This window comes from Acidicapsa ligni (assembly GCF_025685655.1).
GTDB classification, from domain to species: domain Bacteria; phylum Acidobacteriota; class Terriglobia; order Terriglobales; family Acidobacteriaceae; genus Acidicapsa; species Acidicapsa ligni.
Map to the genome: position 1 here is coordinate 96,613 of NZ_JAGSYG010000002.1, position 23,062 is coordinate 119,674.

The following is a 23,062-nucleotide window of genomic DNA, read 5'->3' on the forward strand; positions in this document are numbered from 1 at the left end:
TCGCGGTTCGTTCCGCTTTGCCTCCCCTGAGGTTCGTTATGAATGCCTTACTCTCCCCCATCTCTCGTGTTGTTCGTTCCTTGTTTCTTTCTGGTTCAGGAGTTGCGCTGACGGCTGGGATGCTTTTGCCCGGAGTGGTTTTACATGCGCAATCCAGTAAGCCTGCTCTTGTTACCGAATCGGTAAACGAGGCCCATCGTGTTGTTCTCAAGGGCAATACGCACCCGTTGGCTACGAAGGCGGCGGATCGTGGAGCAGTGCCTGATTCCATGCAGGAGAGCGATCTGCTGCTGGTATTGCAGCGCAGTCCGGAGCGGGAGTCGGCGCTTCGAGCTTCGATTGAATCGCTGCATGACAGCACGTCGCCTAATTTTCACAAGTGGCTTACCCCGGCGCAGTTTGCGGCGCAGTGGGGCGCGGCGGACTCGGATATCGCTGCGGCGACGGCCTGGTTGCAATCGCACGGCATGACGGTGACGGGGCCGAATGAGGGGCATACGGCGATCCAGTTTTCTGGAACGGCGGGGCAGATCGGAGAGGCGTTTCACACTTCGATTCACACGTTTGTTGTGAATGGAGAGACGCATCACGCGAATGTGAGCGATCCTCAGATTCCAGCGGCTTTGGCTCCGCTGGTGGCGGGTGTCAGCACTCTGAACGATTTTCATCTGAAGTCGATGGCCAAGGCTGGGCCTCGGGGTATCTATGACACGAAGACGCACCAGGTTCGTCCGGATGCTGCTTCGCTGAGCAAGCTTCGTCCGAATCAATCAATCGCGTCCGGCGGGGAGTTTCTTTATGTTGGGCCAGCCGATGCAGCGACCATTTATGACACGCCGAACGGGGCATTGAATGCCAACTATCTTGGCAACGGCACGTTTGATGGAACCGGAGTGAAGATCGGTATCGTTGGCGACTCCTTTATCGATATCACGCAGAACGCCAACTATCGCACGTTGTTTGATCTTGCTCCTTTGGCACCGATCGTGAAGCTGGCCAATGGCACAGATCCGGGAACGAATGGAGATGCTATCGAGGGGTATATCGATACGCAAATCGCCAGTGCAATTGCGCCTGGTGCGAACGTTTATTTCTACTATGCGGGTGGTGACAACGGAATTCAGGATGCTGTCAAATTCGCTATCGATAAGAATGCCGTGGATGTTCTCAGCATTAGTTTTGGTGAGTGCGAGGGGCAATTGGGAGCCTCGGGTAATGCAATGTTCGAGACCTTCTGGGAGCAGGCGACGGCACAGGGAATTTCGGTTGTAGCTGCGACTGGAGATTCCGGTTCCGCTAATTGCGACGATCCCAATGCGGTGACTGAGGCGAGTTATGGATTGCAGGTCAATGGCGTGGCCTCGACAGCTTACGATATTGCGGTCGGTGGAACAGACTTCTATGCGTTGCTGGGACCGGATGGCAATGGGGCTAACTATCCTAACTATGTTTTGCCAGTGAATGCGAATCGGCTTCGTACAGCGAATACGTATATTCCTGAATCTCCCTGGAATGATACTTATGATGCGGATACCTATCCGCCGGCAAGTTACTCCGCTAACAAGGTTAGTACGCTCGGGTATGATCAGCTTTCCGCAGCGGGTGGAGGCAGGAGCAATTGCACTGTAGGAACGATAAATGCCGACAGCTCGCTCGATTGCAAATCCGGTTACGTGAAACCTGCATGGCAGGTGGCATCGGGAGTGCCTGCAGATAACGCGCGCGATATCCCCGATCTTTCCCTGTTCGCAGGCAATGGACATGCACTCGCAACCTGGGCTGTTTGCACGGACCAGGATACGGATGCGAACGGTAATCCAGTTACAGATTGCGTGCCGTTTGGAGCTGATAGCGACGAGGTCTATGTCTCTGGTTATGGCGGTACATCGGCATCGGCTCCGGCGTTTGCGGGTGTTCTCGCGCTGGTGAAGCAGGCGACCGGGCAGCGGCAGGGACAGGCTGATTATGTGCTCTATAACCTCGCACGGAATGCCAGTCTTGCACCCTCGGTCTTTCATGATGTAACTGTGGGCAATAACTCTGTGCCTTGCGCTACCAATTCGCCAGATTGTGCGAATGACTCGGCGGGGTACTACTTTCTGAAGGGCTACAATACGACGGCGGGTTATGACTTAGCTTCCGGGCTGGGCAGTGTGGATGTCGCCAACATGATTACGAGCTGGTCGAGCGTAGCGCTTGGATCAACAACGACGCAGTTGATGGCTTCTCCTACTTCGATTCAACATGGACAGACGGTTACGGCCAATGTCAATGTCACGAATGAAGGCGATACTGCTACGGGGAAAGTTACTCTATCCGCAAGCACAACTCCGCAGGCACTTACGCTGGGCAGTTTTCCCCTGATGTTAGGCGGAGTTACAGGCAACATTACTCTCGCCGATCTTCCAGGTGGAAGCTACAACTTGTCAGCGACTTACCAGGGCATCGCAAGTCTTTCGCAGAGCGTATCCAATACCGTTGCGATCACGGTTGCTCCGGAGCCGAGTACGACGACGGTTACGGTGAAGGAGCTGAACCCCACTTCGGGTGGGGTGGATGGCGCGGCCAGCACTCCTTATGGCTACTTTGCCGATCTGACGGCTGCGCCTGTTGGAAATAGCAAAGTCGGCGTTCCTACCGGAACAGTTGTTTTCACTGTTGATGATAAGACATTGGGCGGCCCGGTCTCTCTTGGGACGACCGGCACTGCCACTGTCAATCACACGATACTGCCGGTGGGTGAGTACGCTGTCAGAGCGGCTTATAGTGGAGACGCGAGTTTCCAGGCTAGTTCCGGACAAGCTGTCGTCGATGTGGTGAAGGCGACAACGAAGTTGCAGCTTACCTCATCCGCGACGAGTTATAACGGGCAGGCCATTACTTTCACGGTCAACCTCAGCACGAATAGTGCTGGTGCTGCTCCGACCGGCGAGGTAGAGCTGCAGGATGGATCGACGGTTCTGGGTGAGGTTCATCTGGAGGGCGTTGCTGCCTCTGGGACTACTCTGGCGAGCGGGTCGGCGACTTTTTCCGTCTCGAACTTTGCCGTGAATCAGGTTAACAGCATCAGGGCTGTCTATGTGGGAGATGCCAACTACAGCGGGTCAACGTCGAACGCGATCAAGGTTACGGACCTGGTTGCGATCTTTACTTTGAATGACCTTAACCTCACCCTCTCTTCAGAGCACTCGACGCAGGTGGGGAATATCGTCGCTACTTCTGTGGGAGGCTATGCGGGTACGGTGAATCTTGCCTGCAAGCTGACCAGCAATACGACGATGTCGACGTCTACTCCGGCGGAGTGCGCGATGGATCCGGGCACTGCAACCGTTGCGGCACATGGAACGGGAGGCAGCTTAATCCTGATCTTCGGCAATGGAACAAAGCTGCCGACGGGAATTACGGCTTCAGGTGTTGCGGGACGGTGGCTGGGTGCGGGCAGTGCGATATTGGCATTTGCCTTGTTCTTTGGCATTCCGGCACGACGGCGTGGATGGAAGAATATGCTGACGGCGGTCCTGCTGCTTGTCTCCATGTCAGGCTTTACGGCGTGCGTGTCGCAGCCGAAGTTTGTCTCTGCGGGGACATATGTCTTCCAGGTAACGGGTGTCGACTCGAAGAATCCTGCGCTGACGGCGACAAGTACTGTAACGGTGAATGTGCCGCAGTAGAGGCTAAGGGCAGAAGCAGATTCCCTGCGGGAATGACAGACAGAAAAGCAAAAGCCAGAAAACAGAAAAGCAAAAGCAAGAAAACGAATGTACCGCGGTAAAATCGGGCAATTTACGCAAACGGCCATCCTAAACGGGGTGGCCGTTTGCGTTGCTTTTGAGGCTGGTATCAGAGGCGGGCAATGCAGGACTGACAATGCAGGACTGGCAATGCAGGACTGGCAATGTCGGACTGGAGTGTTCGGACTGGGTGTGTGGCAAATGCCTGGGCTGGCCTGATCCTGTGTGGGCTAATCTTGCTCTAAGCGAGGGATGAGCCCTTTGGGGCAACTTCAATCTGCAAGTTAGCGTCCAATGGGGTGAGTCAGGATTAAGTTTTCGATTACACTGGGAGCTTGCCAGTGCAACAGGCTTAATGCACTCACGGGATTGGGTAATATCGGTCCTACTTCATGTGTTACGAAAGGAGTTTCCTTTATGGCGACAGATAATCAGCAGGCATTCGGATGGTTCCTTGCAGGTTTGGGACTTGGAGCACTCGTTGGAATTTTGTATGCACCTAAGAGTGGGCGCGAAACACGTGAAGACCTTCTGACTTCAGCGAAGGATGGATCGGAGTATGTGCGTGTTCGCGCACGTGAGGTGGTTGATCAGGCCGGTCATCTGGTGGATACGGGCAAGGTCAAGGCATCGGAGTATGTTCAGCGTGGACGTGGTGTGGTTGATCAGGGCCGCGCGCAGTGGGAAGAGTTTGTCGATAAGGGCAAAGGCTTCGTCAATGATCAGACGGTGAAAGTATCGGCTGCGGTCGATGCGGGTCGCCAGGCTTATCAAACCACTACCGCTGCACCGGGTGAAGGTCCGCTCTCCTAATCGGACAGCCTGCGTTTTTAGCCGAGGCGCAGGGCATGCATGTGCCCTGCGTTTCCTTATTTTGAGGCGGGATTTGTAGTCCTGCCTGAGTGAACGAGATTCGACTTATGGATACCCAGACAATTCTGATCGTGTTCGTCGCATTCACAGGTTTGTCTGTGCTTTTGCAGGCATGTGTGCTCTTTGGCATATTTCTTTCGCTCAAGAAAACCGCGAAGTCTGTGCTGGATGTGACCGAGGATATAAGGGTCAATGTCATGCCGATGGTGCGCCAATCGCGGGATTTAATGGAGCGGGTTGGGCCACAACTGGTTACGGTTACTGCGGATCTTGCAGAACTTACACAGGGATTGCGCAAGGAAACGGCGTCCGTGCGTGTTTCTGTTTCGGAGATCGTGGACCGCGTGAATCGGCAGACAAAGCATATCGACGCGATGCTGACGTCCGGACTTAATTCAGTTGAGCGAGCAGGAGTGGTCCTGGAGTCTGCGGTGGCTGCGCCGGTGCGCCAGGTCAACGGTATATTGGCTGCTGTAAGGGCGGTAATCGATACATATCGCCATGTCGATCCGCGTGATCCATTGCGAAAGCCTACTCATTCCGCTGCTGACAAAGATATGTTCATCTAGCAGGGATTATGTTTATCTAGTCTTCGCTGCGGCGTCGGCTAGTCCCATGAGGCTAGCTGAATGTTTCGTGAATCCATGCGCCACCGACTACTTCGTCGCCGTCGTAAAAAACAGCGCACTGACCGGGCGTGACGGCGCGCTGCGGCTCGTCAAACGTGGCGAGCGCAAAGCCTTCGCCATCGGGCTGGAGCCATGCCCATGCCGGGTCGTGACGATGGCGGATTTTTGCCTGGACACGAATCGGTTCGGTCAGATCGGGAATGCTGATCCAGTTGAGATCTTTGACGCGGAAGGATTTTGAGTTCAGCTCGGACTCTTCGCCTACGGTTACGCGATGGCTTGCGGAGTCGATTTGGAGGACGTAGAGCGGGTTGGGAGAGGTGACGCCGAGCCCCTTGCGCTGCCCTATGGTGAAGTTGTGGATACCTTCGTGGGCGCCGAGGCGCTCTCCCGTGGCGGTGACCAGATCGCCGGCGGAATCAGGAACCTGCTGGCCCTGCTCCTCCAGGTAATTGGTGATGAACTGCTTGTAGTCGCCGCCGGGGATGAAGCAGATCTCCTGCGAATCCGGTTTGTCGGCGAGGGCCAGGTGGCTTTGACGCGCGATTTCGCGCACCTCGGGCTTTTGCAGATGCCCGAGAGGGAAGAGCGTGTGAGCGAGCTGCTCCTGGGTGAGTCCGCCTAGAAACCAGGTCTGATCTTTGGCGAGGTCGGATGGACGCTTCAGAATCCAGCGATCGCGGATTGGGTCGTACTCGTTGCGCGCGTAGTGGCCGGTGGCGATGCGATCCGCGCCGATCTGCCGGGCGGTGCGCAGAAGCTGGTCGAACTTGAGGTGATTGTTGCAGAGGGAGCAGGGAATCGGCGTGCGTCCGGCAAGATATTCGTTGACGAAGGGCTTGACTACATCCTGCTCGAAGCGCTCCTGCTGATTGACGACATAGTAGGGGATGTCGAGGGTTTCGGCGACGCGGCGGGCGTCATAGACATCGTCCAGCGAGCAGCAGCGGCCGGTTGACCGGGTGGGAACGCCAGCTTTGCCAGCCAGCCGGTTCTGATCCCAGAGCTGGAGGGTGAGGCCGATGACTTCGGCTCCCTCGGCGCGGAGCATGGCTGCGACGGTGGAGGAGTCTACGCCGCCGGACATGGCGACTGCGATGGTCGTGTTTACGCTGGTGACGGGCATGGGTTAACCAGCCGTTCCGGCCAGGACAGGGGAGAGTTCGCGGAGGCGGTCGACGGCGGAGGGAACGACTTCGAGAACGTAATCGATATCCTCGTCGGTGGCGGTCTTCATCAGGCTGAAGCGAAGACTGGCACGGGCGCGATTTTTGTCCACGCCCATAGCCATCAGGACGTGCGATGGCTCGGTGGCACCGGAGTGACAGGCGGAGCCGCCGGAGATGGCGATGCCCTTCAGGTCGAGCGCGATGACGAGCGCCTCGCCCTCAAGCTGATCGAACCAGATATTGGAGGTGTTGGCGGCGCGTGGCGCTCCTGCTCCGTTGACGCCGGTGCCGGGGATTCGATCCAGCAAGCCGGTTTCAAGGCGGTCGCGCAGGGAGGCCAGGCGGTGCATGGCTCCTGTTTCAAGGCTATGCATGGCCAGTTCTGCGGCTTTGCCGAGGCCAACGATGCCGGGGACGTTTTCGGTTCCGGCGCGACGGCGGCGCTCATGGCTGCCTCCGACAGAGGTGGCTTCGAGGGGCGTGCCCTTGCGCACGAACATGGCTCCGATGCCCTTGGGTCCGTGCATTTTGTGGCCGCTGATCGAGAGGAGGTGGCAGCCTATCCTGCTTACATTGATGGGGACTTTGCCTGCGCCTTGTACGGCATCAATGTGAAAGAAGACGCCGGTCTGGGCAGCGATTTTGCCAATCTCTTCGACTGGCTGTACGACGCCGGTCTCGTTGTTGGCGAACATTACGCTGATCAGGCGTGTTTCCGGGCGGATGGCGCGGAGAATATCCATCGGATCGATGAGGCCGTTGGGACGCGGATCGACTTTGGTGGTCGTAATACTACCTTGAGCTGCCAGCCGGTCGGCGGCGGCGAGGACGGCGGAGTGTTCGATCGAGGTGGTGATGAGGTGATCGCCGGGGTGCAGGAGGCCGAAGAGAGCGGTGTTATCGCCCTCGGTACCGCCGGAGTTGAAGACGACCTCAGCCGGGTGACAGCCAAAAAACTCAGCGATGGTTTCGCGGGCCTGATCGACGGCGGTGCGGGCGCGCTGGCCCTGCTGGTGAATTGAGGAAGCGTTACCGAAGTGTTCCATCCAGAATGGGCGCATAGCCTCCATCACCTCCGGTAGAAGTGGGGTGGTGGCATTGGCATCCATGTAGACGGTTCGGCGCATTGGACAATTCTCCTTATTGCCATTCTACGTAAAGTTATGCTTGCCGGATACACGGTTGCGTTAAGAGGGGATGTCGTAACGGCTGGCGGTCAAAAACGGAGGTTGGATTGGGAGAAGCGCGGCCTGATAGAGTCAATGCGCGGCTGGACAACAGTTGGAGAACAGGAAAGCTGATTTGAAAGCCGCTCAGGAGGGTTTGTTGTATGCGCAAGTCTTTTCGTTTCACATCGCTTAATCTGATCGGTTGTTGTCTTTTGGCGGCGACTTCCACTTTTGCAATTGCCCAGGCAGCACCGGCAAAGCCGGCCGTGGGTACGGTGATATCTCCGGCTCAAATGTATGACAGGCAGCTTTCGGGTATGGAGAAAGAAATTGTCGGCGCGGCAGAGGCTATGCCTGCGGATAAATTCAATTTTGCACCGACGCAAGGCGAGTTTAAGGGCGTTCGGACATTTGCCGGGCAGGTGAAGCATCTGGCAGCGGCGAACTACTACTTTTTCCATGACACAACGAAGCCGTTCAAGGATCCGGAAGCGGATATTGAGAAGCTGACCTCCAAGGAAGATATTGTGAAGGCGCTCAAGGATTCCTTTGCCGTTGCGCATGCGTATATCAGCGGAATCACGGTGGCCAATGCATTTGTGATGACCGAGAATGGAACCAGGAGCGGCACGGCGACGATGGCTCTTGCGCACTCGATGGATCATTACGGGCAGATGGTGGAGTATCTGCGCATGAATGGCATTGTGCCTCCGGCGAGCCGCGGCGGGATGTAGTTTTCAGTTTGAATGCAAACGCGAGAGGGTGCCGATTGGCACCCTCTCTTTGATTTCAGTAATGAAGATTGTCAGGTGCGGTCTGCAATCGGGACGTAGGGTGAAGGATACTCGGGTCCGATGTACTCCGCGCGAGGGCGAATGAGGCGGTTGTCGTCCAACTGCTCGATGACGTGGGCGGACCATCCGGCGATGCGGCTGACGGCGAAGATGGGCGTGAAGAGATCGACGTCGATGCCCAGGGTGGTGTAGGTCGAGGCCGAGTAAAAGTCCACGTTGGCGTTGAGCTTCTTCTCGGTGTTGATGTAGATCTCGATTTCGCGGGACCAGTCGTACCACTTGCTGATGCCGGAATCTTTGGACAACTGCTCGCTCATGGCGCGGAGATGCGTGGCGCGCGGATCTTCAGTCTTGTAGACACGATGGCCGAAGCCGGAGATTTTTTTCTTGGCGGCCAGCATTTCGGTTACATATTCAACGGGATCCGCTCCGGCCTTGTCGATGGCGAAGAGCATACGCATGACGGCTTCATTGGCGCCGCCGTGCAGAGGGCCTTTGAGTGCGCCGATTGCGCCGGTGACTGCGGAGTGAATGTCGGAGAGCGTTGCGGCGATGACGCGAGCGGCGAAGGTGGAGGCGTTCAACTCGTGGTCGGCGTGCAGGATGAGTGCGACATCCAGAGTTCTCGCGGCGGTTTCCGAGGGCTTTTCGCCGTTGAGCATCCACAGGAAGTTGGCTGCGTGGCTCAGGGTCGGGTCGGAGGGAATGACCGGGAGGCTTTTGCGCAGACGATCGTAAACGGCCACGATCATGCCGACTTGCGAGGTGAGGCGGTAAGCCTTGCGGACATTGGCGTCGTGGGTGTTGTCCTTCTCGTCGGCATCGTAGAAGCTGAGCGCGGAGACGGCGGTGCGCAGTACTTCCATGGGTGTGGCGCTGGCAGGGAAGCTCTTCAGGAGGTCGATGATCTGGGGAGCGAGAACGCGCGACTCGGCCAGTGCAGCCTGAAATGCTGCGAGTTCTGCTTCTGTGGGCAGGTGGCCATTCCAGAGCAGGTAGGTCGTTTCTTCAAAGGTTGAATGAACTGCCAGTTCATGGATGTCGATGCCACGATAGGAGAGAATTCCGGCATCGCCGTCAATCCAGCAAATTCCCGAGTTCGCGGCGACAATGCCTTCCAGTCCTTTTCCAGCTACTGCAGTCGACATATTTTCTAGGTGCTCCCAGTCTGTGTAGATGAGTTATGCAGCATGGACGTTTGTTGCTGCTGGGCCATGCAATTTTGAAAAGAGAACAAAACTCTTTATAGCGCAGCGATTCCATTGTTGTCACTTCTGAACGGCCAGTCCGGGGGGTGAAAAGCCGTTGTTGTCCCGCTTCCTGAATTCAGGAGGCAAAAATGCATCGAAATGGGAGTGTAACCGACTGGGGAGAGATTCAAGATGTGCAGGAATTCGATATTTCGGTGACATCAAAAAGTTAGTTCACGGGTAGAGTTTTCAGTATGCTAGTACGCACCCGGAGTTTGACCTGACCGGTACCGCGAAACATGGAAGAAAAGAATGTCTCGCACAATCGCACGGCTTGCAGAAGATGCTACGCAGGATCGTAGCCAATGAAAGGCAAAAGTATGAGCGAATTTGACACCCCTCCGTCTCGATCTATTTCTGGAGCGCTGATTGGCGTGATTGCCGCGGCCCTCCTTCTCGCAGTGGGAGGATTGGCGTGGAGCTATGTGCTTTCCACCCATCTCAATCGGGAGGATGCAGCTTTGCGAGAGGCGACCCAGCAGAATACGAAACTGGCCGCGGAACTACGCGAAACCAACGCGCGTCTCAAGGTGACTTCAGAGGAGATGGGGCAGTCGCTTGGACTTACCCAGAAGCAACTGGAAGCGAAGGCGCAGAATCTGATGGAGCGCGAAGCGGCTGACAACAGGCGGCTGGAGAGTGCGCAGAAGGCAAATTCTCAGCAGATTACGGCTGTTTCGAGCGCGGTATCCGATGTCAAGACCGATGTTGGTGGAGTGAAGACGGATGTTGCCAAGACGCAGAGCGACCTGGCGAGTGCTGTGGGTCAACTGCAGTCGATGAAGGGTGATTTGAGCGGTCATAGCAGCTTGATTGCGCGCAATCATGACGAGCTGGAGTTGCTGAAGCATAAGGGTGACCGCAATTATTACGAATTTACTTTGAATAAGGGCGATCGGAAGCCGGTTTCTACGGTGAGCCTTGAGTTGAAAAAAGCAGACCCGAAGAAGAGCCGGTTCACGCTTGAGGTATATGCGGACGACAAGAAGTATGAGAAGAAGGACCGGAACATCAACGAGCCGCTGCAGTTTTATACGGGTAAAGAGCCGATGCTGTACGAGATTGTGGTGAATAATCTCAACTCGAAGAACCAGATCACCGGATATATTTCGACGCCCAAGAGTGCGCCGGTACCGCCAACAGTTCAGTAGTCAGGCTGTAAATTATTGCTCGGTAATCCCGGCCTTGGATGTTAGCACAAGGCTGGGGTGGTTTTTGAACTGGAAGGTGAAGTTTAGATCTTTGCGTGCGGCCCATTCCTCTTTTGAAACACGGAAGGCGGAGACGATCATTCCATCCAGCACCTGATTGGGTTGGAGGATGGTGTCTGGCTGCAGCGTTTTTGCATGCAGGCTTTTCAGCGCAGGGTAGGCAATAAAGATGCGTTCGTAGTCGGTTGGACCGGCTGCATAGCTGGAGTGAATGCCATCCGCCAGGGTGATGTTGCTTAGCATTTCCTTCAACACAATGGGCTGATCGCTCTGGTTGACGAGATGGATGTTGGCGAAGACGAGCACCTGGTCAAAGGCCCGGGCTGTGCTCTGAACGCCATTGGCATCGGTGGGCGTGGTGATGGTGTGGACTGGATGAACCCAGACCTGAGTGACTTCTCCTGCGGCTACCGGAGGCTTGTGAATTGCGACCAGGAAAAGCGCGATCCCCAGCGAGAGAACCACGAAGGCGATGATGGTTGTCCAGATGAGATGGCCGCTGCCCTTGGCGTAATCTTCGCCGTGGGAGCTGGCGTCGTCCGAATTGATCGTGTCCGGTTGCAACTGAAGCAAGCTCATAGCGAGCTAATACTACTCCGATTTGTGGAAAGCCGTTGCGGAAAAATCGAGGATTTTTCCGGCGGGGAACGTAGATTTACCTCACGGTTTACGGGCGCGGGCGCAGTGCGGCGAGGAATTCGCCGGGGGCGAGCGTGTTCAGCACATCGTCACGAGTGAGCCATGCGCGTCGCAACTGGCGGATGCCGTAGCGCATTTTTTCAAGATGGCGAGTGTCGTGCGCGTCGGTGTTGACGATGATTTTGCAGCCGAGTTCCTTGGCCAGGCGCAGGTCGCGGTCGCTTAAATCGAGGCGCTCGGGGGCTGCGTTGTGTTCTACCGCGACTCCGAGTTCGGAGGCACGGCGCAGCACGGTGGGCATATCGATGGCAAAGGGCTCGCGACGCAGCAGGAGGCGGCCGGTGGGGTGGCCGAGGATGCGCACGTAGGGGTTCTCGATGGCGCGGAGCACGCGGGCGGTCATCTCTTCGCGCGTCTGATTGAAGAGGGTATGAACGCTGGCGATGACGACATCCATCTCGGCGAGGACTTCGTCGGGCAGGTCCAATTCGCCGTCGCCGAGTATATCTACTTCAATGCCGGGAAAGATGCGGATGCGGCCTTCCATCTCGCGATCGACCTGCCGGATGTGGTGAACGTGCTCCAGTGCGCGGGCTGCGTCCAGACCGTTGGTCATGGCGAGATTTTTGGAGTGATCGGTGATGGCGATGTACTGATAGCCGCGAGCCAGCGCGGCGTCCGCCATTTCGCGGATGGAGTTGCGGCCATCGGTGGCGAAGGTGTGCATGTGTACATCGCCACGAAGATCGGCCTGTTCAATGACGCGGGGAAGCCGTCCGTGGCCGCTCTGAGGATTGCGTATGGCAGCCTCAATTTCGCCGAGATTTTCGCGCATCTCGGGCGGCATCCAGTCCATGCCGAGAGCTTCGTAGATGGATTCTTCGGTTTCGGCTGCGACGGTGGAGTTATCGTCGAGCCGGGCCAGAGCCCATTCGCTTAAGGTGTAGCCGAGCTTGAGGGCGCGCTGACGCAGCGCGACGTTATGCATTTTTGAGCCGGTGAAGTATTGCAAGGCCGCGCCGTAGGAACCGCTCGGGAGCAGGCGGACGTCGACCTGGAGGCTGTTCGCGAGGTAGAAGCTGACCTTGTTTTCGCCTCTGGCGATCAGGTCGCGAATACCGGGGAAGGCAGCGGTGTAAGCCACGGCTGCGGCGGCCTGATCGGGTTCACAGGCTGGGCCGGTGACGAGGAGATCGAGATCGCCGGCAGTTTCTCGTCCACGGCGAAGCGAACCTGCGGGGGTGACGCGATCGATGCCTTCGAAGGCGAGCAGGTAGGCGATGATGCGATCGGCGGATTCCTCGGCTTCGTCGATGCGGAAGCGGCCGGCGCTTTTGCGGAAGTCGTCGATGCCTTTGCGGAGTTTTTCAATCTGCTTGACGCCCATGCGCGGCAAGCAGTCGAGTCGGCCCTGCTCGATGGCCTCGGCGAGCTGGTCGATGCTGGAGATTTTCGATGCGTCCCAGAGCAGGGCAACGGTTTTGGGGCCCATGCCGGGCAGTTTGAGCAGGTCGAGGATTCCGGCAGAGTAGCGAGCCAGCAGCTCGTCGCGAAGGGGAATGGAGCCGGTGGCGACGGCAGCCTGAATGTTGGCGGCCATGCCCTTGCCGATGCCCGGAACTTCGAGCAGTTTGGCTGTGTCCGCGGCGACTGCGGCGAGATCGACGGTGCTTTGTTCGGCTGCCTCAGCGGCACGCCGGTAGCTGCGAATGCGAAAGGTGTCGCCACCGCTGATTTCCAGCAGATCGCCGGTTTCCGCTAACAGATGAGCAAGGGTTGCGTTGTCCATGGGAAGGGATGTTCTCTCCCGGACAGTATCCGCTATCTCAGGCGCAAGGCGCCACTGGTGACGGACACGTGAACGACGCAACCGCTTAGTTGTTCAAAAAAAGAGCGGCTATCACAGCCGTCACGACAGCGAGCGAAGGCACATGCTTTCTGTGTGTCTCAGCCAGTCGCGGTTAAGCGGCGCAGGGCAGAAACCGTACATCCACATCGTCACATCGTGTGGGGATGTGTCGGAACTCAAAATCCAGAAACCTTCAAGATCCCAAAGCTATAGTCTTATTTAAGACAAACAGGATCGAATACGCCTTACTCCAACTGGAGTCGCAAATCTTTCAGCGGCTTCGCCGAGTTACGCGCAAAAATGAGTCATCGAGCATTTCCGCATGGATAGTGCTCGTTCAGCTAAATGAAAAATCTTCCTTTACCGCTATGCTGCGGCTGAGGTGGACGACGCTGCATCCTTTTGCCGAGTAACTGTATCGGCCTGAGGACCTTTTTGCCCGGTCACGATGTCGAATTCGACTTCGTCGCCTTCTTTGAGTGACTTGTACCCATCCACCTGAATGGCCGAGTAATGTACGAAGACGTCTGGACCATCTTCACGACCAATGAAGCCGAAACCTTTGGCGTTATTGAACCACTTGACTGTGCCTTTGTATTGAGCCACCGGCTTTCATCCTTCCTTCTGCTTTAGCGATAACGGCGTCGGGGAACACCGCCCAATTTAAAGACGAATGAGGAAGATGAAAAGTTGACAACAGACGCGGGAGCATGGCCGCAAGTAAAAAAGCAGAACTTTCCAGATGGGAAAGTTCTGCTTTGGGAATCCTCGAATTGGTTTATTTCTTGCGCTTTACGCCTAGCTGCCGGGCATAGAGGAGGACGCTGGTCAGGGTCTTGCCGTCGATGATTTTTCCTTTTTCGACAAGATCGAGCAGGTCAGAAAGCTTTACCAGGCGGAAGTCGATGTGCTCGTCCTCCTCGGGGTGGGCATCGCCTGCGATCAGCCCTTCTGCGAGGAAGACCTTCATGGATTCGCCGAGGAAGCCAGGGCTGGCGAAGTATTCGACCAGGAGCGACCACTTCTTTGCTCCGTAGCCGGTTTCTTCGGAGAGCTCGCGTTTGGCTCCGTCGATTGGCTTTTCGCCTGCATCGAGCTTGCCAGCGGGGAGTTCCCATAGGAACTGGCCTGCGGCGTGGCGATACTGTCGCTCGATGACGATCCAGGGATCCTTCTTATGCTTGCCGGGATCGACGGCGAGAATGACAACCGAGCCGTTGTGCTTGATGATGTCGCGATGCGACTCGCGGCCACCGGGCTCAATCAGGTGGTCCTGCTGAACGCGAAAGAGCGGTCCCTGGTAGACGACCTTGGTGTCCAGAACCTTGGCCACATCCTGAGCCGGAACCTGGACAGCCCCATTTTCTGTAGCTTCGGTCTGAGCCGGTGCGGTGCCTGCTGGCGCGGCCTTTTCTAATTGCTTGTCACTGCGTATCTTTTTGCCAAGCTTTTTGGCGCTGGCCACTTTCTCGTTTTTTCCCGACTTCTTGGCCAGTGTCGCTTTTGCGGTCTTCGTCGTACCGGTTTTTGCGCGGGTCTTCTTTGCGGAGGGGGTCTTTCGCGGCGCTTTTTGCGGTGTTTCGGAGGGGACCTGGCTGGTCGCTTCGACTTTACTCTTGCGGGTTGTCATTTCAATCTCTCCAGAATCAGGAATACATGTTCGTGTAGCAGGCGCGGCCTGTAACCGGAAGTCTTCCAGAAATACCGTAACACTCATCCGCATCATGACATAGTGTTGTTCCGCTCCGATTTTTTGCTGGAGGCTGCAATCCTCTCATCCGCGATATTGTCCTGCATCTCCGAGCGGGTTAAAAGCATCCTAAACTCGACCCTGTAAGGCGAAAATAACATGCGAGGCATTAGACTCAGACAGGGCGAGAGTTGCCATTACTACTCCGGAAGCCAGAGAGCACGAATTGAATAGTGAATGTTTCCCAATCTCCGCGGTGCCTGGACTGAGCCGCATTTTCCTGGACTATTGTTCGGGGCAACTTGGCGTGCGCGCCTGGTATGGGGCGGCTCCCCGCGATCGTAACTGGCAACAGACGCAGCATGCGCAGAGCGAAGCGCATCGGGAAGAGCTTGCGCAACTGCTGGCGGTTCAGAATCCGCAGGCGACGGCGGCGATTGATCGGATTCGCCAGGGCGTGCCTGTGGTGGTAACCGGGCAGCAGGTCGGCCTCTTCGGCGGCCCTGCATTCACTCCCTATAAGGCCGCTACGGCGATTGCACTGGCTCGTGAAGCTACCGATGCCGGGCATGCACATCTGCCGATCTTTTGGCTGGCCAGCGAAGACCACGATTTTGCCGAGGTGAATCACGTTACCTTTCCTGCTCGCCGCGAACTGACGAAGCTGTCTTACGAGGCTGCGCCATCATCGGCGGTTCCGGTTGGCAGTGTGGTGCTGGATGAATCGATTACACCGCTGATCGATCAGGCATGGGAGTTGCTTGGCTATTCCGATGCGATGGAGTCGCTGGCGGCGGCGTATCGACCGGGGCAGACACTTGCGGGCGCGTTTGCGGAATTTTATGGCAAGGTTTTTGCGGCGCAGGGGCTGCTGGTGCTGGATGCCTCCGGACGCGAAGCACATCGTCTCGGAGCGCCTGTGCTGCGGGCGGCAATTGAGCGAGCGGACGAATTGCACGCGGCCTTGCTGGAGCGCAACAAGGAGATGGTGGCTGCGGGCTATCATGCGCAGGTTGCAGTTGCAGATCGTGGCAGTCTGTTGTTTTTACTGGATGAGCAGACGGGTGCGCGTGTCGCGCTGAGGCGGACGGCAGCGAGTGTTTCGGAACCGGGTGGAAGCTGGCAGGCGGGCTGGCAGAATTATTCGACAGAGGAACTGCTTGGAATTCTGGAGAGCGCGCCGGAACGGATTTCTCCTTCGGCTCTGCTGCGACCGGTCTTTCAGGATCAGATCCTGCCGACTTCGGCTTATATTGGCGGACCGGCGGAGATCGCGTATTTCGCGCAGTCAGCGGTGCTCTATGAGCGGATTCTGGGTCGGCTGACGCCGGTATTGCCGCGGCTTTCTGCGACGCTGGTAGAGCCGTCGATCGGGGAACTGCTGGATCGGCATGAGCTGACTGCCGAGGCGGTTTTTCAGCATACGGAGCAGACGCTGGCGCAACAACTGGCTGCGCGTGCGATGCCGGTTACAGGCAAGCGACGGTTGGCTGCGGCGGGCAACGCTCTCGATGAGGAGCTCACCAGGCTGACGGAATACATGGGTTCTCTGGATGAGGGACTTGGCCAGTCGGCTGGGGTCTCCGCGAGCAAGATGCGCTACCAGATGAATCGGCTGCGGCGTATGGTTGCGAATTTTCAGCTTCAGAAAGAAGCCTCTCTTGGACGACATGCGCAGGCGCTGGCGCACGCACTCTATCCGCATGGCGGCTTGCAGGAGCGGTTGATTGGGGCGGGATATTTTCTGGCTCGTTATGGGGATGGGCTGATCGAACGCCTGGTCGCTGAGGCTGCTGACCAGTGTCCGGGACATAGGATTATTCGACTGTAAGGCCTGGGTATTCAGTCTGGTCTAACGTGTTCGGTATAAGGTAACAGCTATAATTTGCCCGGGCGCGACTGTGCTGTTGACTGTGTGGCCAGGCCGGCGCGAACCGGGAGGTTCATGTTGAAACTGCTCTCATCTGTTGCCTTTGCTGTTGCTCTTGCCGTGGTGGCTTTGTCTACTGTTTACGCGGGCGCACAGGCTTCGGCGGCATCTGTCCCCTGCACTGAGACGAACAGCAGCAATGCTTATCTTGGGATTACAACGGTGCGCCTGTGGCCGGGCGATGCTCCTGAGGCCAAGGGCGTCGGGTGTGAGGATATTCCGACGCTGTCGGTATTGAGGCCACAGCCGGGCAAGGGAAACGGCAGCGCTGTGCTGGTCTTTCCTGGCGGTGCATACATGGGGCTGGCGTCGATTCTGGAAGGCAGGGAAGTCGCCGATTGGTTCACGGCGCATGGCTTTACCGCCTTTGTGCTGCGCTATCGGCTGGGTAAGAAATATCTGCTGCCCGTTCCTCTGATCGACGCACGACGCGCGGTGCAACTGGTGCGGGCGAGGGCATTGGATTATCACATCTCGCCGGATCGGATTGTGGTGATCGGGTTCTCTGCCGGCGGGCATCTGGCTGGTCTCTCCGGAACGCAATTTGTACCGGGGAAGCCGGATGCCGATGATCCGATTGAGCGGGTATCCAGCCGACCGAATGCACTGGTTCTCGGCTATCCCTGGATCGGCGGTATCTCGCCGAATACGGCGCATCTGACTTACTGCAAGTTAGTGGATGTTATGGATCGGTGCGAGGAGTTACAAAAAGCCTATTCGCCAAATCTGTATGTCACCAAAGATACGCCGCCAACATTTATCTACCATACGACGGATGATAAGACTGTTCCGGTAGAACAGGCGCTCAGCTTTTACACGGCGCTGTTGCAGGCGGGCGTTTCCGGGGAGATTCATATCTTTGCGCATGGCGCGCATGGAAGCGGGTTGGGCGCGGGAGATGCATCGCTCGATCAATGGCCTAGTCTGCTTGAAAACTGGCTGCGGGCGCAGGGCTTTCTCGCGCCCGATCAGCGGTAACGAGAGGTTAGTTTGATTGGGTAAAGTGCTGTATTTCGCTAACACCCAGCCAGCAGCGGGCTTTTCCTGTGTTACTGTCAACCGCAAGCTATGTTGGAGTCTATTGAGACGGATTGTAGCTATAGGGTTGTGACGAGTACTTAAGTCAATCCAATTTTTTCCCAGTATAAATCGTAATGAGCCAAGCAATAACCGCCCAAGCACCTGGAAGCGCAGTCAATATCATTGAAAAGATAAGTCCTGTTTTATAAAGCATCCTGCGGGGTTGGCCTTTGTACAAGGCCGTATCGATCATCCAGCCCAGCGTGTAGAAGAGATTTGCCCCTATTCCATAGAAGATGGGGCCGAAGATCATGACGATTGGTTCTTCAAAATCTACACCAGGTTTAACGGCAGCGGATCCCGCGATCTCAACCAGTAACCACGTCACGACTCCGACTGCACCAATTCGAAGGTTATAGCTAAACCTCCGAGATTCCCACCATCGAAGGATGTCGTGACGCGAGATCCTTCGATCATCTTCGAAGAGTGAAACGGGTGCTTCTGGCACGCTCTCTCCTGTTTAACATGGAGACGGCTGTTTTTCTAATTCAGGAACATGGTGCGATAAAGAGTATCGCGCTGGACTGGTTTGAAGCCGGCGTCGCGGATGATTCTGCGTAACTCTTCTTCGGTGGTGTGATTGCTGGTGCCGGCTGCTTTGACTACGTTCTCTTCTAACATGACGGAGCCTACGTCGTTGCCGCCGAAGTGCAGGCCTAACTCCAGAACCTTTAGGCCCTGAGTTACCCAGCTTGCCTGCACGTTCTCGATGTTATCCAGATACAGGCGTGAGATAGCCAGAACCTTTAAGTATTCGACGGAGGTAGCTTCTTCCCATCCGCGGCCGCCGAGGGCGGTGTGGTTGGGCTGGAAGCTCCAGGGAATGAAGGCTGTAAATCCGCCGGTTTCTTCCTGGAGATTGCGCACTACTTCGAAGTGGTTGATGCGCTGGTCAAAATTTTCGCCTACGCCGAACATCATGGTCGCCGTGGTTCTCATGCCGAGTTGGTGGGCGGTGCGATGCACGTCGACCCAGTCCTGTGTCTTGCATTTCAGGCGGGCGATGCGGTGGCGTACGTCGTCGTCGAGAATCTCTGCGCCGCCGCCGGGAATGGAATCCAGTCCGGCATCGCGAAGTCGTGCGATGGTGTCGCGCAGTGATAGCTCGGAGTACTCGGCGATAGCCAGGATTTCGCTGGCGGACAGGCAGTGCAGCCAGATATTCGGGAAGCGCTGCTTGATGCCGGTGAAGAGCTTCTCGAACCAGTCGATCTTGAGGTCGGGATGGAGGCCGCCCTGCATCAGTACACCGGTGCCGCCTAGTTCCTGCGTCTCTGCGATCTTTTCGTAGATCTTTTCAAAGTCGAGGATGTAACCTTCCTCGGCCCTGGGATTTTTGACGCCCTCTTTGGGAAGCGGGCGATAGAAGGCGCAGAAGGTGCAGTATTCCGTGCAGAAATTGGTGTAGTTGATGTTGCGATCAATGATGTAGGTGACGACGCGTTCGGGATGAAGACGGCGACGGACTGCATCTGCTTCCATGCCAAGGCCAATCAGGTCATCGGAGTGGAAGTAGTCGAGAGCCTGCTGGCGTGTAATCGGCATGACTCTATTGTAGCTATTCTGCTGGATTTTGGCTGGGCCAGATCCGATTGAGAGTGGTCAGGCGTAAATTCGCCGTGCAGATTCGGCTATTCGGGCTTGGCCGGGGGAATGGCGGGGGCTTCCTGCGGCTTGGGCTTCCGGGCATAGGTGGAGACTCCCATGCTCATCAGGAAAAAGGTGAAACCCTTGCGGAGTTGATCGGCCATGCTCATCTTTGCGTCTCATTTCCTGAACTGTCGTTGGGTGTCTTGATTCGTATGATACCCCGAGGAAGGCACGCGCAGAGTGAGGCTTAAAAGGAGACGTCGGCGGGCTGCGTGACTTTGAGTACGGATTGATCGCCGGTAAGTTTTTTCCACGCTACGCGGATGGCTTCGATTTTGGCTTCGGTCTGTGGGCTTTCCTGATAGTCGATGACCAGCAGTTTGGAGCGGATACGTTCCGGCGTAGTGGCGTTCCGGCCCTGCCACTGTCCGTAGACGTCGATCACGCTCAGGCCATCGGGAAATCTAGGCGTGACTTCCTTATCCAGAAATGCGCGCCATCTGGCTTCGGTAATGCCTTTCTCCGGTGCATCCGAGGGGCCGAGGCCAAAGTACAGTTTGGTATCGACCCAGCCTTGTGTCCGGGCGGGATGAGCTGCATCCCCATGCAGGGTTGGGCTCACCGGCGCTTGCGAGGACAGGGAATAACGGCCAATGCCGAGCAGGGACAGCGATAGTAGAGCGACGAAAAGGAGAGACTTCATCTTCATCGAAGGAATCCTTACAGGTAACAATTTGGGCAGGTAACGATTTTGTGCCGAGGGGGACTTTTTCTGGTTGAAACTACTTTACGGCACTGGACTGGTTGCCGGGTTGATTAACGGGCTGGCCGGGCGTGAAGTTCAGAGGCTCCTTCAGCAAGGTTATTGCTTCGGGAGGCAGAGGCTTGTCGGCATTGGCGAGCAGCACGCTGACCTGCCACATCTGCGTTTCGGACAGGACGCCTTTGTAGGCAGGCATCCCGGAGAGGCGAATGCCATTGGAGACTTTCCAATAGGTTTCTCCGGCCGGGTCGTCGCTCACGCCTACGACTTCGCCATGATGCTTTTCCCAAAGCGGGGGCGCGTCGGGAAACATGTGTCCGCCGGCTGCGGAGGGGGTGCTGGAGACTCCGTGACAGAAGGCGCATTGCTCGCGGTAGATATGGGCTCCGGCGATGAAATTTGCTTCGTTCGGCTCGATCGGCACTGTGCGGGGTATCTCTCTGTCGATCCGATTGTGGAGGGCAATTTCGGCGAGTTGCCGTTCAAAGGGCAGCGCGTCATCGCTTGCCGCAACCGGGGGATGGCCGTGATGGAACCAGACAAATGCCACTGCGGGAAGAAGCAGGATTCCGATGATAATTCCCAGGAAAATTCGCATCATCTGAAACGGAACCTCCAGTTTCTCAACCATACTAGCGGACTATCAACCCGATGGCGAACCTGGTGCGGCTACTGATTTATTTATGACCTGCAGTTTGTCCCGATCTGGATGCCGGGTTTTTTCTGCAGGTTTTCCGCATAGGGGAATTAGTATTCATTGCACTACTCCATTTGTATCGGCTGGTTGATGAATTCGGTGAGTCTGGCGGAGAGATTGGAAAGAGGGATATTGCAATGGCAGATCACACAAACATGAAGCTGGGCCGCAAGTCCATTCGGACGGACAGCCGCACCCTGCAACTTGGGAAATATATCGGGGCCGGGCTGCCGGCTGCTCCTGCTGCTGCTGACTGGACCAAGGGCATTCAGAAGTGGGGCATGATGCTCAATGACAAACTGGGCGACTGCACGATTGCCAGTGTGGCCCATGCGGTCCAGGTCTGGTCGGCGAATACAGCGGGCGAGATTACGGTGCCTGATGCGCAGGTGTTGGAATACTTCGAGCAATGGGATGGATACAAGCCGAGCGATCCCAGCACTGATGCTGGCGGAGTTGAGCTGAATGTGTTGACCCGATGGCGAAAGGGGGCTTTCGATACGCACAAACTGATCGCTTTTGCCGATGTGGCGATTACCAATCTGGAAGAGGTGCGACAGGCGATTCACCTCTTTGGCGGTGTGTACATCGGCGTTGGTCTGCCTATTACGGCGCAGACGCAGGATGTCTGGGACGTTGTGAAGGATGGCGGGGCGCACGCAAAGGCGGGTAGCTGGGGCGGCCATGCTGTCTTTGTGCCCAAGTATGATGCTCACGGCTTTACCTGCATCACGTGGGGAGCAACCAAGACGATGACCAATGCGTTCTGGGAAAAATATGTCGATGAGGCGCATGCTTTGCTGAGCCATGACTGGCTGGCGCGTAAGGGTGCTCCTTCGGGGTTCAAACTGGATGAGCTGAAGGCAGATCTGGCGCTGATTCACTAAGCTGATTCGGGAAATCGGGTCGGGCGGAATTGGGCTGGATGGCGCCTGGGCGCAGGATATTCAATGGTTTCCGGAAGGGTTTCTGGAATTCGCGATACCGAAACGGTAGTTGAAACCGTCTTACCGCTGTCACTCTTTGTTGTTGCATCTGCGATGAAGGGCTCGAACCAGAAGACGCGCTATACGTGTGTGCGGAGTGGCTGTTCGCGTGGACCTGATCTGCTTTCGGGTCTTCTTTCGGAGCCTCTTTCAGGTTCTGGCAATACGGGGCTGGCCCCTAAGGTGATTTAATACGAAAGGGGCTGCTGCCATATTGGCGCGGTTCTCGATCGCTGTGGAGGAATCCCGATACCGATGTTTTCGTTTAAAAATTCTGTTCTTTTGCTTGTTCTTACCGCGTCTGCAACCCTGGGTTTACAGGCACAAGACAGCAGCTCACAACCGCAGCAGCCTGCTGCCGCCGCACCAACGCCGACTCAGCAGTCCATGACCGTTCAGGCGCGTATTCGCGCTCGCAGGGAACAGCGTCGCGCTACGGCTATCCATGATGTATACAGCCATCTGTACGAGGTGTATCTCGGTGGAGGGTATACGCGCACGATTCCTGGGCCTGGCGCGGTACCGGGAAAGGGTCTGCAACATCTGAATGAGTACGGCTGGAATCTGGGCGTTAGCCGCTATTACACCGAAAAGTTCGGCGTTACGCTGGATGGACGTGGATTGTATGGACCGGCCTACGTTGGACCGAACGCGATTTCGGGAAGCTCCATTACGGAGCCGCGCATCAGCCAGTATGAGGCCCTGATCGGACCGACTTACCGCTTCGTGCTCCACCCCAAATACTCGATCTCCGGCAGGATCATGGGTGGTATCGCTTATGGGAATTTCTCCAGCGATACGGCGACTTTTGGCCCCACTGCACTGGGGCTTTATGGAAATGGACCAGCGGGTGCCTTCAGCGCCAGCGTTCCATTTGAGTACAACGTGAATCCGAGTGTCGGTATTCGTATCGCGCCGGAGTATCTGCTGACTACTTTTGGTTCGTCGATTCAGAATGGCCGTGGAGTTACTGCCGGTGTAGTCGTTCGTTTTGGCAAGCTATAAGGTTCAG

At 56.5% G+C, this 23,062-nt stretch carries 21 protein-coding genes; 9 read left to right on the plus strand and 12 right to left on the minus strand.

The window, feature by feature from the left end; all coding sequences use genetic code 11:
* The first annotated feature begins 38 nt into the window (after nt 1-38).
* The 3 genes from OHL19_RS06815 (at nt 39) to OHL19_RS06825 (ending at nt 5,173) form a co-directional block, all read left to right on the plus strand.
* Nucleotides 39-3,671, plus strand: coding sequence for an Ig-like domain repeat protein (locus tag OHL19_RS06815; protein ID WP_263356891.1), 3,633 nt, complete (start codon nt 39-41; stop codon nt 3,669-3,671).
* Between the two features lie 477 nt (nt 3,672-4,148).
* The gene (locus OHL19_RS06820; RefSeq protein WP_263356892.1) at nt 4,149-4,544 is read left to right on the plus strand and encodes a YtxH domain-containing protein; all 396 of its coding nucleotides are present in this window, start codon (nt 4,149-4,151) and stop codon (nt 4,542-4,544) included.
* Nucleotides 4,545-4,651: 107 nt separating this feature from the next.
* Entirely contained in the window at nt 4,652-5,173 is a 522-nt protein-coding gene (locus OHL19_RS06825) for a hypothetical protein (RefSeq protein WP_263356893.1), read from the plus strand.
* A gap of 52 nt (nt 5,174-5,225) precedes the next feature.
* On the opposite strand, the gene mnmA is transcribed toward OHL19_RS06825, so the two are convergent.
* Together mnmA and OHL19_RS06835 are read right to left on the minus strand one after the other, a co-directional pair.
* Nucleotides 5,226-6,359 carry a tRNA 2-thiouridine(34) synthase MnmA gene (mnmA, locus tag OHL19_RS06830; protein ID WP_263356894.1) on the minus strand — a complete coding sequence of 378 codons (1,134 nt, stop codon included), beginning with the start codon at nt 6,357-6,359 and terminating at the stop codon, nt 5,226-5,228.
* 3 nt (nt 6,360-6,362) lie between these two features.
* Entirely contained in the window at nt 6,363-7,529 is a 1,167-nt protein-coding gene (locus OHL19_RS06835; RefSeq protein WP_263356895.1) for a cysteine desulfurase family protein, read from the minus strand.
* A gap of 203 nt (nt 7,530-7,732) precedes the next feature.
* On the opposite strand from OHL19_RS06835, the gene OHL19_RS06840 reads away from it, so the two are divergent.
* Nucleotides 7,733-8,305 (plus strand): DinB family protein, encoded by a 573-nt coding sequence (locus tag OHL19_RS06840; RefSeq protein WP_263356896.1) that lies wholly within the window; start codon nt 7,733-7,735, stop codon nt 8,303-8,305.
* Between the two features lie 71 nt (nt 8,306-8,376).
* Here the strand turns inward: OHL19_RS06840 and OHL19_RS06845 are convergent, their stop codons facing one another.
* On the minus strand, nt 8,377-9,513 hold the full coding sequence (locus OHL19_RS06845) for a citrate synthase (RefSeq protein WP_263356897.1): 1,137 nt from the start codon (nt 9,511-9,513) through the stop codon (nt 8,377-8,379).
* Nucleotides 9,514-9,935: 422 nt separating this feature from the next.
* Here OHL19_RS06845 and OHL19_RS06850 point away from each other — a divergent pair, with 422 nt between their 5' ends.
* On the plus strand, nt 9,936-10,766 hold the full coding sequence (locus tag OHL19_RS06850; protein WP_263356898.1) for a hypothetical protein: 831 nt from the start codon (nt 9,936-9,938) through the stop codon (nt 10,764-10,766).
* Nucleotides 10,767-10,778: 12 nt separating this feature from the next.
* Here OHL19_RS06850 and OHL19_RS06855 read toward each other — a convergent pair whose 3' ends face one another.
* The 4 genes from OHL19_RS06855 to OHL19_RS06870 all read right to left on the minus strand — a co-directional run bounded on the left by OHL19_RS06855 (nt 10,779) and on the right by OHL19_RS06870 (nt 14,944).
* Nucleotides 10,779-11,405, minus strand: a complete 627-nt coding sequence (locus OHL19_RS06855) for a hypothetical protein (protein WP_263356899.1) — start codon at nt 11,403-11,405, stop codon at nt 10,779-10,781.
* A gap of 88 nt (nt 11,406-11,493) precedes the next feature.
* Nucleotides 11,494-13,254, minus strand: coding sequence for a DNA polymerase/3'-5' exonuclease PolX (gene polX / locus OHL19_RS06860; protein WP_263356900.1), 1,761 nt, complete (start codon nt 13,252-13,254; stop codon nt 11,494-11,496).
* Between the two features lie 426 nt (nt 13,255-13,680).
* Nucleotides 13,681-13,920, minus strand: coding sequence for a cold shock domain-containing protein (locus OHL19_RS06865; protein ID WP_263356901.1), 240 nt, complete (start codon nt 13,918-13,920; stop codon nt 13,681-13,683).
* A 172-nt stretch (nt 13,921-14,092) separates the two neighbouring features.
* Nucleotides 14,093-14,944, minus strand: a complete 852-nt coding sequence (locus tag OHL19_RS06870; RefSeq protein WP_263356902.1) for an NUDIX hydrolase — start codon at nt 14,942-14,944, stop codon at nt 14,093-14,095.
* A 286-nt stretch (nt 14,945-15,230) separates the two neighbouring features.
* Here OHL19_RS06870 and bshC point away from each other — a divergent pair, with 286 nt between their 5' ends.
* On the plus strand, nt 15,231-16,835 hold the full coding sequence (gene bshC, locus OHL19_RS06875; protein ID WP_263356903.1) for a bacillithiol biosynthesis cysteine-adding enzyme BshC: 1,605 nt from the start codon (nt 15,231-15,233) through the stop codon (nt 16,833-16,835).
* Between the two features lie 114 nt (nt 16,836-16,949).
* Complete coding sequence (locus tag OHL19_RS06880) at nt 16,950-17,912, plus strand: alpha/beta hydrolase (protein WP_263356904.1); 963 nt, start codon at nt 16,950-16,952, stop codon at nt 17,910-17,912.
* 145 nt (nt 17,913-18,057) lie between these two features.
* Here OHL19_RS06880 and OHL19_RS06885 read toward each other — a convergent pair whose 3' ends face one another.
* The 5 genes from OHL19_RS06885 to OHL19_RS06905 all read right to left on the minus strand — a co-directional run bounded on the left by OHL19_RS06885 (nt 18,058) and on the right by OHL19_RS06905 (nt 20,968).
* Nucleotides 18,058-18,462 carry a hypothetical protein gene (locus tag OHL19_RS06885; RefSeq protein ID WP_263356905.1) on the minus strand — a complete coding sequence of 135 codons (405 nt, stop codon included), beginning with the start codon at nt 18,460-18,462 and terminating at the stop codon, nt 18,058-18,060.
* Nucleotides 18,463-18,497: 35 nt separating this feature from the next.
* A complete protein-coding gene (gene mqnC / locus OHL19_RS06890) occupies nt 18,498-19,559 on the minus strand; it encodes a cyclic dehypoxanthinyl futalosine synthase (protein ID WP_263356906.1) in 1,062 nt (353 codons plus the stop codon).
* Nucleotides 19,560-19,645: 86 nt separating this feature from the next.
* The gene (locus OHL19_RS06895) at nt 19,646-19,771 is read right to left on the minus strand and encodes a hypothetical protein (protein WP_263356907.1); all 126 of its coding nucleotides are present in this window, start codon (nt 19,769-19,771) and stop codon (nt 19,646-19,648) included.
* Between the two features lie 80 nt (nt 19,772-19,851).
* A complete protein-coding gene (locus tag OHL19_RS06900; protein WP_263356908.1) occupies nt 19,852-20,307 on the minus strand; it encodes a DUF3574 domain-containing protein in 456 nt (151 codons plus the stop codon).
* A 79-nt stretch (nt 20,308-20,386) separates the two neighbouring features.
* Entirely contained in the window at nt 20,387-20,968 is a 582-nt protein-coding gene (locus OHL19_RS06905) for a c-type cytochrome (RefSeq protein WP_263356909.1), read from the minus strand.
* Nucleotides 20,969-21,201: 233 nt separating this feature from the next.
* On the opposite strand from OHL19_RS06905, the gene OHL19_RS06910 reads away from it, so the two are divergent.
* Complete coding sequence (locus OHL19_RS06910) at nt 21,202-21,951, plus strand: hypothetical protein (RefSeq protein ID WP_263356910.1); 750 nt, start codon at nt 21,202-21,204, stop codon at nt 21,949-21,951.
* A 354-nt stretch (nt 21,952-22,305) separates the two neighbouring features.
* A complete protein-coding gene (locus OHL19_RS06915; protein WP_263356911.1) occupies nt 22,306-23,055 on the plus strand; it encodes a hypothetical protein in 750 nt (249 codons plus the stop codon).
* The last annotated feature ends 7 nt before the right edge of the window (nt 23,056-23,062 follow it).

Excerpts from the sequence above, each read along its gene's own strand:
- polX (WP_263356900.1), bottom strand. The coding sequence starts at position 13,254 with ATGGACAACGCAACCCTTGCTCATCTGTTAGCGGAAACCGGCGATCTG.
- OHL19_RS06905 (WP_263356909.1), bottom strand. The coding sequence starts at position 20,968 with ATGATGCGAATTTTCCTGGGAATTATCATCGGAATCCTGCTTCTTCCC.
- OHL19_RS06915 (WP_263356911.1), top strand. The coding sequence starts at position 22,306 with ATGTTTTCGTTTAAAAATTCTGTTCTTTTGCTTGTTCTTACCGCGTCT.
- OHL19_RS06850 (WP_263356898.1), top strand. The coding sequence starts at position 9,936 with ATGAGCGAATTTGACACCCCTCCGTCTCGATCTATTTCTGGAGCGCTG.
- OHL19_RS06835 (WP_263356895.1), bottom strand. The coding sequence starts at position 7,529 with ATGCGCCGAACCGTCTACATGGATGCCAATGCCACCACCCCACTTCTA.
- OHL19_RS06825 (WP_263356893.1), top strand. The coding sequence starts at position 4,652 with ATGGATACCCAGACAATTCTGATCGTGTTCGTCGCATTCACAGGTTTG.
- OHL19_RS06840 (WP_263356896.1), top strand. The coding sequence starts at position 7,733 with ATGCGCAAGTCTTTTCGTTTCACATCGCTTAATCTGATCGGTTGTTGT.
- OHL19_RS06820 (WP_263356892.1), top strand. The coding sequence starts at position 4,149 with ATGGCGACAGATAATCAGCAGGCATTCGGATGGTTCCTTGCAGGTTTG.
- OHL19_RS06910 (WP_263356910.1), top strand. The coding sequence starts at position 21,202 with ATGGCAGATCACACAAACATGAAGCTGGGCCGCAAGTCCATTCGGACG.
- OHL19_RS06880 (WP_263356904.1), top strand. The coding sequence starts at position 16,950 with ATGTTGAAACTGCTCTCATCTGTTGCCTTTGCTGTTGCTCTTGCCGTG.
- mqnC (WP_263356906.1), bottom strand. The coding sequence starts at position 19,559 with ATGCCGATTACACGCCAGCAGGCTCTCGACTACTTCCACTCCGATGAC.
- OHL19_RS06815 (WP_263356891.1), top strand. The coding sequence starts at position 39 with ATGAATGCCTTACTCTCCCCCATCTCTCGTGTTGTTCGTTCCTTGTTT.
- OHL19_RS06900 (WP_263356908.1), bottom strand. The coding sequence starts at position 20,307 with ATGAAGTCTCTCCTTTTCGTCGCTCTACTATCGCTGTCCCTGCTCGGC.
- OHL19_RS06895 (WP_263356907.1), bottom strand. The coding sequence starts at position 19,771 with ATGAGCATGGCCGATCAACTCCGCAAGGGTTTCACCTTTTTCCTGATG.
- OHL19_RS06845 (WP_263356897.1), bottom strand. The coding sequence starts at position 9,513 with ATGTCGACTGCAGTAGCTGGAAAAGGACTGGAAGGCATTGTCGCCGCG.
- mnmA (WP_263356894.1), bottom strand. The coding sequence starts at position 6,359 with ATGCCCGTCACCAGCGTAAACACGACCATCGCAGTCGCCATGTCCGGC.
- OHL19_RS06870 (WP_263356902.1), bottom strand. The coding sequence starts at position 14,944 with ATGACAACCCGCAAGAGTAAAGTCGAAGCGACCAGCCAGGTCCCCTCC.
- OHL19_RS06855 (WP_263356899.1), bottom strand. The coding sequence starts at position 11,405 with ATGAGCTTGCTTCAGTTGCAACCGGACACGATCAATTCGGACGACGCC.